The organism is Terrisporobacter vanillatitrophus, assembly GCF_051148895.1.
Lineage (GTDB): Bacteria > Bacillota > Clostridia > Peptostreptococcales > Peptostreptococcaceae > Terrisporobacter > Terrisporobacter vanillatitrophus.
On record NZ_CP154625.1, the window covers coordinates 1949612 to 1963680 of the forward strand.

At 29.0% G+C, this 14069-nt stretch carries 12 protein-coding genes; 10 read left to right on the plus strand and 2 right to left on the minus strand.

Annotated features, from left to right (window positions below; translation table 11 throughout):
* Positions 1 to 72 precede the first annotated feature (72 nt).
* Entirely contained in the window at positions 73 to 1905 is a 1833-nt protein-coding gene (gene typA / locus TVTCOM_RS09865) for a translational GTPase TypA (protein ID WP_434799648.1), read from the minus strand.
* A gap of 185 nt (positions 1906 to 2090) precedes the next feature.
* Entirely contained in the window at positions 2091 to 2612 is a 522-nt protein-coding gene (locus TVTCOM_RS09870; RefSeq protein ID WP_434799649.1) for a 2'-5' RNA ligase family protein, read from the minus strand.
* A 240-nt stretch (positions 2613 to 2852) separates the two neighbouring features.
* Between TVTCOM_RS09870 and TVTCOM_RS09875 the strand changes: the two genes are divergently transcribed.
* From TVTCOM_RS09875 to TVTCOM_RS09920, 10 genes are all read left to right on the plus strand, one after another.
* Positions 2853 to 3533, plus strand: coding sequence for a response regulator transcription factor (locus TVTCOM_RS09875; protein ID WP_434799650.1), 681 nt, complete (start codon positions 2853 to 2855; stop codon positions 3531 to 3533).
* On the plus strand, positions 3517 to 4758 hold the full coding sequence (locus TVTCOM_RS09880) for a sensor histidine kinase (RefSeq protein WP_434799651.1): 1242 nt from the start codon (positions 3517 to 3519) through the stop codon (positions 4756 to 4758). Before TVTCOM_RS09875 ends, TVTCOM_RS09880 begins: the two co-directional genes overlap by 17 nt.
* Positions 4759 to 4818: 60 nt before the next feature.
* A complete protein-coding gene (locus TVTCOM_RS09885) occupies positions 4819 to 5055 on the plus strand; it encodes a hypothetical protein (protein WP_434799652.1) in 237 nt (78 codons plus the stop codon).
* Between the two features lie 143 nt (positions 5056 to 5198).
* Entirely contained in the window at positions 5199 to 5732 is a 534-nt protein-coding gene (locus TVTCOM_RS09890; RefSeq protein ID WP_434799653.1) for a TIGR04002 family protein, read from the plus strand.
* A gap of 24 nt (positions 5733 to 5756) precedes the next feature.
* Positions 5757 to 6353, plus strand: a complete 597-nt coding sequence (locus tag TVTCOM_RS09895; protein ID WP_434799654.1) for a TIGR04100 family radical SAM protein — start codon at positions 5757 to 5759, stop codon at positions 6351 to 6353.
* A 459-nt stretch (positions 6354 to 6812) separates the two neighbouring features.
* A complete protein-coding gene (gene ltrA / locus TVTCOM_RS09900; protein WP_228110198.1) occupies positions 6813 to 8234 on the plus strand; it encodes a group II intron reverse transcriptase/maturase in 1422 nt (473 codons plus the stop codon).
* 307 nt (positions 8235 to 8541) lie between these two features.
* A complete protein-coding gene (locus tag TVTCOM_RS09905) occupies positions 8542 to 9918 on the plus strand; it encodes an NCS2 family permease (protein ID WP_434799655.1) in 1377 nt (458 codons plus the stop codon).
* A gap of 228 nt (positions 9919 to 10146) precedes the next feature.
* Positions 10147 to 11577 (plus strand): MATE family efflux transporter, encoded by a 1431-nt coding sequence (locus TVTCOM_RS09910; protein WP_434799656.1) that lies wholly within the window; start codon positions 10147 to 10149, stop codon positions 11575 to 11577.
* A 242-nt stretch (positions 11578 to 11819) separates the two neighbouring features.
* The gene (locus TVTCOM_RS09915; RefSeq protein ID WP_434799657.1) at positions 11820 to 13058 is read left to right on the plus strand and encodes a peptidase U32 family protein; all 1239 of its coding nucleotides are present in this window, start codon (positions 11820 to 11822) and stop codon (positions 13056 to 13058) included.
* A gap of 27 nt (positions 13059 to 13085) precedes the next feature.
* Complete coding sequence (locus TVTCOM_RS09920) at positions 13086 to 13952, plus strand: methionyl aminopeptidase (RefSeq protein ID WP_434799658.1); 867 nt, start codon at positions 13086 to 13088, stop codon at positions 13950 to 13952.
* The last annotated feature ends 117 nt before the right edge of the window (positions 13953 to 14069 follow it).

Sequence of the window (14069 nt, forward strand, 5' to 3'; positions counted from 1 at the left end):
CTATAAGAAAGTCTTTTGGGAATAGTTGAAATAAAAAAACAGAGATTAAATATAATCTCTGTTTTTTATTTATTATTGTCCTGAAGATCTTCTTCTCTTATTGTATTGAAGTCTTTCGTGTTCGTTTAAATATTTCTTTCTAAGTCTTATAGAATCTGGAGTTACTTCAACTAATTCATCATCATCTATAAACTCTAATGCTTCTTCAAGAGTAAATGTTCTTGCAGCATTTAATTTTATAGCATCATCTGAACCAGAAGCACGAACATTAGTTAACTTTTTGTTTTTAGTTGGGTTAACTATCATATCATCTTTTCTAGAGTTCATACCTATTATCATACCTTCGTATACATCTACACCTGGATCTACGAACATAGTAGCTCTTTCACTTAAAGCAGCTAATCCGTAAGCCATAGTAGAACCGTTAGTTTGAGATATTAACACACCATTGGCTCTTGATGGTATTTCACCTTTGTAATCTTCGTATCTAGCAAATGAACGAACCATATTACCTTCACCACGAGTATCATTTATAAACTCAGATCTGTATCCTAAAAGTCCACGAGTAGGGCAAGAGAATTCTATTTTAACGAAATCTCCTTCTATAGACATGGCTTCCATCATACCTTTTCTTAAGTTCATTTTATTTATAACAGTACCAGAGTAAATTTCTGGACAGTTTATTATAACTTTTTCAATTGGTTCTTGTAATTTTTCGTTTTCATCTCTGTGCATTAAAACTTCTGGCTTAGAAACACCTATTTCATAACCTTCACGTCTCATGTTTTCAAGAAGTATAGATAAGTGAAGTTCACCTCTACCAGATACTCTATATCCATCAGTTGTATCCATTGGTTCAACTTTTAAACCAACGTTAACTTCTAATTCTTTGTCTAATCTATCTTTTAAGTGTCTTGTAGTAACGAATTTACCGCTTTTACCAGCGAATGGAGAATCATTAACTAAGAAGTTCATAGAAAGTGTAGGTTCTTCTATATGTATCATTTCCATTGGTAAGTGATGTCCAACTTCACAAATTGTTTCACCTATAGATATATCAGGTATACCTGATATTACTACGATGTCTCCTGAGTGAGCTTTGTCAACTTCAATTTGTTTTAATCCTTCATAAACTGAAAGTTTAGATATTTTTCCTCTAGTTACAACTTCTCCTGCTTTACAAACTGAAACTTGCTCTCCGCTTTTTACAGTTCCTTTGTAAACTCTACCTATTCCCAGTCTTCCTACAAAGTTATCGTATGCAAGTGCAGATATTTGTAATTGAAGATGCTTATCATCATAATTTGGGTAAGCAGAAGCATGTTCAACTATAGTTTCAAATAAAGGAGATAAATCTGTAGAATCATCATCCATTTCTCTCTTAGCTATACCTTGTTTAGCTATACCGTATATGATAGGGAATTCACATTGTTCGTCAGTTGCGTTTAAGTCTACGAATAAATCGAATACTTCATCCACAACTTCTTCAGCTCTTTGATCTGACTTATCTATTTTGTTTATAAATAGTATTGGTCTTAAACCTAATTCTAAAGATTTTTGTAACACGAATCTTGTTTGAGGCATTGGTCCTTCAGATGCATCAACTAGTAATACAACAGTGTCAACAGTTTTAATAACACGTTCAACTTCAGAAGAGAAGTCACTATGTCCTGGTGTATCTACTATATTTATTTTATAATCTTTATAGTTTATAGAACAGTTTTTAGAATATATTGTGATACCTCTTTCTGCTTCAAGATCATTACTATCCATAACACAGTCTTTTACTACTTCGTTTGCTCTAAATACACCACTTTGAGATAAGAAAGCATCAACTAAAGTTGATTTTCCAGCATCAACGTGGGCAATAACAGCTATATTGATAATTTTATGTTTTGTTGTCATTTATATAATTTTCCTTTCTAAAAAATAACTTGTACAGTATACCATACCATACTAAAAAAGTAAAATAAATTAAAGATAAATACTTACATCCTTATTAGTATTAACTTAATTCAAAAAAGAAAATCATAATTAAATAATAATTATTATATATTTATAAATATATATAGTTTATAAATCAGTAATATTTAAAAAAGGTATTCTTTGTGTAGTTTCCAAGTATTATCGTCCCATTTATATATGCAAATATTATCAAAGTCACAATGAAATTTAAAAGGAAATTGATTAACATAATTCCATAAATCAGTATATATTTTATTAATTTTTTTAGAACTTACAGTTACATGAAAAATTTTGTTTTTCCCATCTTTTTCATTAAAGTTAATATAATTTATTTTATTTAGTTCATCAATTAATCTATCATGCAACTTTTTACCCTCATCACTCATATCCACTTTCATAAAAATTACTCTGTCATCAAAGTGATCATATCCATCCAAAATATAGTTGGTTTTAGTATTATTTTTTACAAAGGTTTCTAATACTTCTTCAACTTCTTTAATATTTTTTTCTTCAAAAGGAGACTTAATAGTAAAATGCGCTGGTAATTTTGAAGATTTTGCTTTAAATTTTTTATAAACTTCTTTTCTTAAGTTATTATTAAAATCTCCACCTTCTCCTTTTACAACACTAACAATTACGTATCTCAATTTTATACCTCCAGAACTTTTTATTATTATAATATAAGATTTTGCGAAGATTATACAATTATTTAAATATAAAAATTAAAATCTTAGTACAAAATTATATTATATAAAGCATAGAATTGAATAAAAATTTCATCATAAATTCACATATGTATTATAATATAGAAGTAAAATATTTATATTATTTAACAAGAAAATGAAATAATAGGTATTTAAGTTATATAAAATTATAGGAGTGATTAAATGAATACATCTATTTTGGTTATGGAAGATGATGTGAATATACAAGAATTAATAGTAGAGTTTTTAAAAGCGGAAGGCTATGATGTTGATTATGCCAGCGACGGCATAGAAGGAATACAGTTATTTAAAAAAAAGGAATACGATTTAGTATTATTAGATATAATGATGCCAAACTTAGATGGTTATTCTGTATGTAAAATGATTAGAAAAAGTTCTAATGTGCCAATTATATTTTTAACTGCAATGAACGAAGAAAGTAATCAACTAAAGGGATTTGAGTTGGAATGTGATGATTATATAACAAAGCCATTTTCATTTAATGTTTTAATTCAAAGAGTAAAAGCCGTTTTAAGGCGTGGAAAAAGTAATTTAAGTAATGATTTTTTAATCTTTGAAAAAATAAAGTTAGATTTGAATACTTACTCAGTAGAATTAGATGATAATAATATAGAATTAACTTTAAAGGAATTTAATATTTTAAAAACGTTAATAGAAAAATATCCTCAAGTCATAACAAGAGAGAGTTTATTAGATAGTATTTGGGGATACGATTATTATGGTGATACAAGAATAGTTGATGCTCATATAAAAAATCTTAGAAAAAAAATAAGCTTACCATATATTAAAACTGTAAAAGGAATAGGTTATACCCTTGAAAAAGATATTGAAGTTTTGGAATAGCCTAAATATAAAATATAAGTTATTTACTATTACCTCAGGGCTTCTTATATTCTTAGCATTTATAGTTTATTTAACTTTATATTTTTTTATGCCAGCATATTATCACCAATATAAAATTGAACTATTAAAAAACAGTGTCAGTTCCATTGTGGAAGATTCTAAGTTTTATGATTTAGAAGAGTTGCAACAAAGACTTTATTTTTTAGGGAAAAAACAAAATGTTGCAATGATATTAACAGATGATAAAGGATTTATTATTTTTGGTAAAAATGAACAACATATTACGAATAAATATAATGGAAATATTCCAATGTCTAGTCAGATAAAGGAATATACAATAAGAGCTACTATAAAATTAAAAGAGAGCCCTAATTTATATTATCTAGAAATTGTAATGCCACTTCAACCAATAGATGAAGCTAATACAGTACTTAGAAATATTTTACCATTTATAATATTTTCAGCCTTTTTTATAGCTCTACTTGGAGCATATATTTACTCTAAGACAATAACAAAACCCTTAATTGAAATTATTAATAAGGAAAGAGAAGAAGAACAAAAAAGAAAAGAGTTTATTGCAACTATTTCCCATGAATTGAAAACACCAATAACAATAATAAGTGGTCAATTAGAGGGAATGATATATAACGTAGGTAAGTATAAAGACAGAGAAACCTACTTGAAAAAATCTTATGAATCTACACAAGAATTAAAAGTATTAGTAGATGAAATGATGGAAATATCAAAGAATGAACTACAAGAAAAAGATTTAAAAATAGAGGTTATTAATTTAAGTGAAATGTTAGAGCAATTAGTAAATAGACAAAGTTATTTAATTGAAAATAAGAGCTTAAACCTTGTATATAAAGTGGAAGGTAAATTATTTATAAAAGCTGACAAAGAAAAAATTATAAAAGTTTTAAATAATTTAATCAATAACGCTATTAAATATTCGCCAAAAAACGAAAAAATAATTGTAAAGGCATTTAAGTCAAAAGCAAGTAAAACAGTAGTTGTAGAAATAGAAAATACGGGAGTTACAATTGAACAGAAGTATTTAAGTGAAGTATTTAATCCTTTCTATAGGGTGGAAAAATCTAGGAATAGAAAAACTGGTGGTAGTGGATTAGGCCTTTATATAGTAAGTAAAATCCTAAAAAGTCATAACCTTTATTATAAAATGGAAAGTAAAAAAAATTCTGTTTTATTTACTATTTATTTTTAGATAAATAATTTTAATAAATTAAGGAAAAATATATCTAAGAAATAAATAGGAGGTATAAATATGAATCTAAAAAATGATATGGGAAATATGAAAGATGATTTGAAAAAAGGTTTAGATAAAGTAGGAGATGGAATGAAAAATACTGTTAGTAATATAGGCCACGCAGCTGGAAAACTTACTAATGCAATGAAACATACTACTATGGAAATTAAAGACGATATGGTAGGTATGATGTCTAATGTTACTGATAAAGCTGACGATGTAAAAGACAAAATGGAAGATGGTATGAAAAAATAACAAAAGGAACCTTTTAAGGTTCCTCTTTTTTATTTTGAAATAATTGTACTGATACAATGCAAGAATAATACGTATAATTATAATAAATATACAAAGGTGTATTATAATTATCTACATAGAGTATAGAATTTGGAGGAGAGATAATGGAAAATATAAAACAACAAAAAACAAATGTATCATCTAAAACTAGAACATTGGTATCTGCAGCTTTATTTGCAGGAATTATATGTATTACAATAGCTTATTTTCTTCATATACCAGTAGGAGGTAATGGTGGATTTGTTCATATAGGTGATGCTTTTATATATTTAGCAGCAGTGTTGCTTCCTACACCTTATGCAGCTTGTGCAGCAGCAATAGGTGCTGGTATGGCAGACATACTTACAGGAGCTGCAAACTGGGCTTTAGCAACAATAATAATAAAGCCCATACTTGTTTTATTTTTTACAAATAAAAGTAAAAAAATTATTAATACAAGAAATGTATGTGCAGCAATTATAGCAGGAATAATAGGAACAGTTTTATATATGGTTGCAGAAGGAATAATGTATGGAAGTTTTGTTAGTGCTTTTGTTCTATCATTAATAGGTCTTGTTCAACCAATAGGAAGTTTTATAGTATTTGTAGTTATAGGTTTAGTATTTGATAAATTAAAAATAAAAGAAATGGTAAAATAAGCATAAAAATGGGGGAATTGAAAAATGACAATTTTATATGATTATAAACAAAGCCTTTATGTTAATATAACAAATCAATGTCCATGCTCTTGTGTTTTCTGCATAAGAAAAGAAACAGATCATGTGGGGAATAGTGATAGTTTATGGTTAGATCATGAACCTACAGTTGAAGAAGTGAAAGAGGAATTTAAAAAATTTAATTTAGAAAAGTATGATGAAATAGTGTTTTGTGGATATGGTGAACCGCTAGTAAGAATAAATGAAGTTATAGAAATTGCAAAATATATTAGAAGTATCTCAGACTTGAAAATAAGAATAAATACTAATGGTCTATCTGATTTGATTCATAGTAAGAAAACAGCAATGTTATTAAATGACAATATAGACTCTGTATCCATTAGCTTAAATGCACCTAATAAAAGTAGATACAATGAAGTTACAAGACCAAAATTTGGTGAAAAATCCTTTGATGCATTACTTGATTTTGCCCTAGACTGCAAAAGATATGTCAAGGAAGTTAATTTTTCTGTAGTTGACGAGATTAGTAATGAAGAAATTGAAGAATCACAAAAGTTGGCGGATAAAATGAATATAGTCCTTAGAGTAAGACACAAAAACTAGATTGAAAATAGCTTATTGAAAAATAAGCTATTTTTTATGTGTGCCCAGCATGGGCAACAACTTGACGGTGAAAGTCCGTTGCGGGCTTGATAGTGGGAACCGCTAGCTAATGGCAAGGGTGTCCATCGTGAGGTGGAATCTGAAGGAAGCCTACGGCAAAGTCTTGGTCTGAGGAACACGAACTACATATGAGGCTATTGGAAACGGACGAGTTTGCGTAACAAGACAAAGTCCAACACTATCCAAAATTTCTAATAGTAAATGTAGCAGATATATGAGATGAAGGTTGTTGCTCTTACCTGGGGAGGTCTGATAGATATATCATTAATAGAGGATGAACTTCCTAGATGATAACCTACATAGTGATATGTAATTGAACTATCAGAAGTCAGCAGACGTCATAGTACTATTGACTGCGCAATCAATAGGAAGGACTGAACATTAAGGAGGTTTTCAACTTTGGATAAATTGAAGAACGTGGATAAAGTGCAGACAACTGAATATTCAGGCTACCGTGTGGAAGTAAAGTTGGAAACTGGAAATAAACATGGAGTGCATAGCGTAGCTTCGGTATTACCGAAGGTAGAAATAGAGAACCGTGCAAAAATATCTACTAATAATTTACTCGATAAAATCTTAGCAAAAGATAATATGTATCGTGCTATGCAACGAGTAATCAAGAATAAAGGTAGTCACGGTGTTGATGGAATAAAGACTGATGAACTTCACGACTATTGCAAAAAGCACTGGACTACAATGAAATCTAAATTATTAGATGGAACATACAAACCATCACCTGTTAGAAGGGTAGAAATACCTAAACCTAACGGTGGGACTAGGATGCTTGGAATTCCAACAGTAGTAGATAGAATGATACAACAAGCAATAGCACAAGCGTTGACATTTGTATATGAACCAATTTTCTCTAATAGTAGTTATGGTTTTAGACCAAACAGAAGTCAGCATCAAGCAATAAAGAAATCCTTAGAATATATAAATGAAGGATATAAATGGGTAGTAGATATGGATTTAGAGAAATTCTTTGATAAAGTAAATCATGACATTTTAATTGATAGATTATCAAGACAAATTAAAGATAAAAGAGTATTAGACTTAATAAGGAAATATCTTAAAAGTGGAATAATGTTAAATGGAGTTATCGTATCAAATGAAGAAGGAACTCCCCAAGGAGGACCATTAAGTCCGCTTCTATCAAATATAATGCTTGATGAGGTTGATAAAGAATTAGAAAGAAGAGGTCATAAATTCTGTAGATTCGCAGATGACTGTAATATCTACGTTAAAAGTAGAAAAGCAGGGTTAAGAGTTTTAAACAGTATTAAGAAATTAATTGAAAATGAATTAAAACTTAAAATAAATGAAAAGAAAAGTGCCGTTGACTTAGTTAGTCGCAGAAAATTTCTAGGATTTTCATTCTATTTTACAAAGGGCGGCGCCCAAATAAGGATACATGAAAGCTCATATAATAAACTAAAATCTAAAGTAATAGAAATTACAAATAGAAATAAAGGAATAGATATGGGATGGAGAATGTTGAAACTTAATCAACTTATGATAGGTTGGATTAATTACTTTGGCATAGCGAAAGCTAAAGGCAATATACAAAATATTGAAAAATGGATTAGGCGAAGACTTAGAGCATGTATCTGGAAACAATGGAAATTACCAAGGACGAAGTGTAAGAATCTTGTTAAACTTGGAATGGATAAATATAAGGCCTACCAATATTCAAATACAAGAAAAGGCTACTGGAGAATATCCGGTAGCCCAATCCTATCAAAAACACTTACAAATAAATACCTAGAAGAAATAGGATATATGAGTATTTCCAAGAGATATTTAAAAGTGCATGGAACTTAATGAACCGCCGTGTACCGAACGGTACGCACGGTGGTGTGAGAGGACGCTAAATAAAATAATTATTTAGCTCCTACTCGATTACGAAATTTTAGTGATTTAATACAATTACGAATTATTATTTATTTTAAATAAAATATATTCGTAATTATGTTGACATTATGATTTTTATATTTTAAAATTATACTTGTAAAATGGTATTATATGGAAATGAATTATTGTTATTTATATAATTATCAATTTCATATGAATATCAGAATATAAAATTTCGAGATTAATTTATTAGTAAATTACGGAGGTGTTTTGAGTAATGCAAGTGGCAAAACAGGAATCGAATACTATGACAAAATTATTCCCTATTCTTGAAAATCAGGGAGTAGATATGAAAAAAGAGATAATGGCAGGGGTTACAACATTTTTAACTATGGCATACATTATAGCTGTCAACCCAAGTATATTATCACAAGCGGGTATGCCTGCAGGAGCATTGGTAACAGGAACATGTTTAGCGGCAGCAATAGGATGTTTTATAATGGGGATTATTGCAAATTTACCATTCGCCTTAGCATCTGGAATGGGTCTTAATGCATATTTTACCTACACAGTAGTTTTAGGTATGGGAGTATCTTGGGAAGTTGCTTTAACTGCAGTATTTGTTGAAGGTATTATTTTCATATTTTTATCATTATTTAAAGTACGTGAAGCAGTAGTAAATGCAATTCCAGTAAATATGAAATTGGCAGTATCTGGAGGTATAGGTTTATTCATAGCAATTATAGGTTTTATTAACTGTGGTCTTGTTGTGAATAGTGATGCTACATTAATTTCTATGGGACATTTTACTGCCCCAGTTTTAATAAGTTGTGTTGGAATTGTAATAATAGCAGTATTATCCAAAAGAAATGTTAAAGGTTCAATACTAATAGGTATAGTAGCTTGTTCATTGATTGCTTGGGGATATGCTCTATCTAATCCATCAGCTGCTGCAGACCTAGGAATATATTTACCAAATGGAATATTTAAATTTGAAAGTCCATTGCCAATAGCAGGTAAGCTAGATTTTAGATATGCTACAAATCCTGCAAATTTAACTAACTTTATTTTAGTAATTTGTACTTTCTTATTTGTTGATTTTTTTGATACAGTAGGTACTATAGTTGGTGTTGCTTCTAAAGCAAATATGATAGATGAAGATGGAAATGTACCTCATGTTGGTAGAGCCTTACTTGCAGATGCATTTGCAACAACTATAGGTGCAGGACTTGGAGTTTCAACAGTTACTACTTATGTTGAAAGTTCAACAGGTGTAATTGAAGGTGGTAGAACAGGATATACTGCCATAACAGTAGGTGTATTATTTATTGTAGCTATGTTTTTCTCACCAATATTTATAGCAATACCATCATGCGCTACTTCACCAGCTTTAATATATGTTGGATATTTAATGCTTAGTGCAGTGAAAGATATAGATTTTTCTGATATTACAGAAGGTGTTCCAGCGTTCATAACAATAGGAGCTATGGCATTTACTTATTCAATAGGTGATGGTTTAACACTTGGTGTTTTATCATATGTAGTGATTAATGTGTTATACAATTTAATTACACCAAAAGAAGAAAGAAAAAAAGTTTCGGTAATAATGGTAGTACTTGCAGTATTATTTGTTTTAAAACTTATTTACTTATAATATAAATAAAAGAGAAGTTAGTTGAAAAACTAATTTCTTTTTATTTATTGAATTTTAATATTAAATAATAAAAATGTAATATATATGAGTATATTGACAATATAATTCACTATATATACACTTAAATTAATGGGTATTCCTAACTATTGTATAGTTATAATGCCCATTATTTATTAAATAATAGTTGTCTACGCAACTATTATAACTATGAAGGGGGAGATTAGATATATGTCTAGTGAAAATATAATTAAAGAAAATAAAATGGGAATTATGCCTATAAATAAATTAATTATAACAATATCACTTCCAATGATTATATCCATGTTGGTTCAAGCATTATATAATGTTGTAGATAGTATTTTTGTATCTCAAATTAGTGAAAATGCTTTAGCCTCAGTATCTCTAGCATTTCCAGTACAAAATTTTATGATAGCTGTTGGAGTAGGAACAGGAGTAGGTATAAATGCACTACTTTCTAGATCTTTAGGTGAAAAAAAGTTTGAAGAAGCGAATAAGGCAGCAAATAATGGAATATTCTTGGCAGTTTTAAGTTATTTTGTGTTTTTTGTTGTGGGGATATTATTTAGCAAATCTTTTTTTCAGTGGCAAACAGATATAAAAGAAATTGTAGAAGGTGGTTATGACTATTTAATTATTTGTACTACTTGTTCTTTCGGTTTATATGGTCAATTAGTATTTGAAAAGCTGATGCAGTCTACAGGAAAAACAATATATTCAATGATGACTCAGGTAACTGGAGCTATAATAAATATAATATTAGATCCTATACTAATTTTCGGATTGTTTGGATTTCCTAAAATGGGTATAACTGGAGCAGCCATTGCTACTGTAATAGGTCAAGTTAGTGGAATGAGTTTAGGTATTTATCTAAATAGTACAAAAAATAAAGAGATTAAAGTTAAAATTAAAGGTTTCAGGCCTAATTTAAAGACAATAAAAGATATTTATTCAGTAGGTATACCATCAATTATAATGGCATCTATAGGATCAATTATGACATTTGGTATAAATAAAATTTTACTTGTATTCACTTCTACAGCAACTGCAGTATTTGGGGTATACTTCAAATTACAAAGTTTTATATTTATGCCTGTACTTGGTATTAATAATGGAATGGTTCCCATTGTATCCTATAATTATGGTGCTAAGCATAAAGATAGGTTGATGGAAACTGTAAAAATAAGTATTATTTACGCAATAATAATAATGATTATTGGTTTATGTATATTTCAAATTTTTCCAAAACAATTATTAAATTTATTTAGTGCATCAGAAGAAATGATAAATATTGGTATTCCAGCTCTTAGAATAATTAGCCTTAGTTTTTTATTTGCAGGATACTGCATAGTTGTATCTTCCATGTTTCAAGCTCTTGGTAATGGAGTGATGAGTTTAATTGTATCAATAGGAAGACAGTTAGTTGTACTACTTCCTGTAGCATTTTTACTATCTAAAACTAATAATCTAAATCTTGTGTGGTGGGCTTTTCCTATTGCGGAGTTAGCTTCTGTATGTTTAAGTATTATAGGATTTAAATATGTATACAAAAAGGAAATACTTCCATTAGTAAAAAGTGAAGAAAATTTAAATAAGGAAAATAATAAAGTTAAAATTATAGAATGTACAAATGAAAATTAAGATTTAAATGAGTAGTAATATTTTTATATTATTGCTCTTTTTTTAATTACAAGAAGGTTATATATAATAGATTAACATGCTTAAAAACAATTTCTAAGGGTAATTTTAATTTATATGTGAGATATTGTGGTATAATAAGTATGGAAAAGTTCAAATAGAACATATTTATAATATCTTAATTTAATAATTAAAGTATATTAATTGTATATATTACTAGAAATATATAAAATAAAGGAGACAAAATGAGAGAAGTAGAATTATTAGCCCCCGCTGGTGATTTAGAAAAACTAAAAATAGCTTTTGAATATGGAGCAGATGCTGTTTACATAGGTGGAGAAATTTTTGGTATGAGGTCAGCAGCAAAAAACTTCACTAAAGAGAATATGATAGAAGGTGTGAACTTTGCACACGAAAAAGGTAAAAAAGTTTTTGTAACTTGTAACATAATACCAAGAAGTGAAGACTTACAAGTACTTAGAGACTACTTATTAGAGTTAGAAGAAATAGGAGTGGATGCTGTAATAGTATCAGATCCTGGTGTATTCAAAATAGTAAAAGAAACTATACCTAACATGGAAATTCATATAAGTACTCAAGCAAGTACAACAAACTATGTTGCTGCAAACTTTTGGTATAATAAAGGTGCTCAAAGAATAGTAACAGCAAGAGAGTTGTCTTTTGAGGAAACAAAAGAAATAAGAGAACATATTCCAGAGGATATGGATATAGAGGCTTTTGTTCATGGTGCAATGTGTATGTCTTATTCAGGAAAATGTACAATAAGCAACTATACAACAGGAAGAGATGCAAACAAAGGATCATGTGCTCAATCTTGTAGATGGAAATATACTTTAATGGAAGAAAATAAGGGTGAATATACTCCTGTTGTAGAAGATATTGATCCAGAATTCTTCTTCAATACAAAAGACTTATGTATGATAAAATATATACCGCAAATTTTTGAAAGTGGAATAACTTCATTAAAAATAGAAGGAAGAATGAAAACAGCATATTACGTAGCAACAACAGTTAGAGCTTATAGAATGGCAATAGATGAGTATTATAAAGATCCAGAAAACTGGGAATTTAATCCTATTTGGCTGGAAGAACTAAAAAAAGGAAGTCATAGAGATTATTCTACTGGATTCTTCTTAAACAGACCTGATGAAAATTCTAATAACTATGAATCAGCTTCTTATATAAGAAATTATGATTTTATAGGATTAGTTAAAGATTATGATGAAGAAACTGGGTTATATATAGTTGAGCAGAGAAATAAAATGTATGTGGGAGATAAAATTGAAGTTATAGGGCCTTTCAAAGATACAATGTTTACTACAATAGAAGAAATGTATGATGAAGAAGGTAACCCAATAGAGTCAGCCCCTCATGCAAGACAAATAGTGAAAATGAAAGTTGGAATAAAGTTAGAGAAAAATTATATATTAAGAAAACCTATAGAAAAAACAAGAATATTATAGATATATATTAAGGAAGTGAGAGTATAAATGATTATAGGAAGAAATGATAAATGCTGGTGTGGTAGTGGTGAAAAATATAAAAAGTGCCATATGAGTTTTGATGAAAAATTAAAAGAATTTAAGTCAAAAGGTTATGAGGTTCCACATAGAAGTTTAATAAAGACTCCCCAGCAAATAGAAAAAATAAAAGAAAGTGCTAAGATAAACAATGAAATTTTAGATTTGGTTGGGCAAAAAATTAAATCAGGGATGACTACTGAAGAAGTTAACCAAATAGTGCATGACTATACAATATCACAAGGAGCTACACCAGCGCCACTTGGATATGGTGGATTCCCTAAAAGTTGCTGTACATCAGTGAATAATCAAATATGTCATGGTATACCAGATAATTATGTTTTAAAAGATGGTGACATAATAAATGTTGATGTTTCTACTATATTAAATGGGTATTATTCAGATGCATCTAGAATGTATATGATAGGTGAAGTTTCTGAAAATGCTAAAAAATTAGTAGAAGTAACGAGGGAGTGTATGATAAAAGGTATAGAAGCTGTTAAACCTTGGACTAGACTGGGAAATGTTGCATATACAATAGAACAACATGCAAAAGAAAATGGTTATTCTGTAGTTAGAGAATTTGGTGGTCATGGTATAGGTTTAGAGTTCCATGAAGATCCATTTGTATTCCACTATGGAACTAGAAATGAAGGAATGCTTATGGTGCCTGGTATGATATTTACCATAGAGCCAATGATAAACGAAGGACATCATGATTTATATATAGATGCAGAAAATGAATGGACATCTTACACAGATGACGGAAAGCTATCTGCACAATGGGAGAATATGATACTAGTAACTGAAGATGGATATGAGATTTTAGCATATTAATGAAAAGAACACCTAAAAAGGTGTTCTTTTTTATATCCTAAATAATTAAATATTATAATTATGACGAAGAATATTTAATTATAAAACGAATTAAATAAATGTAAAAATAAATAATAT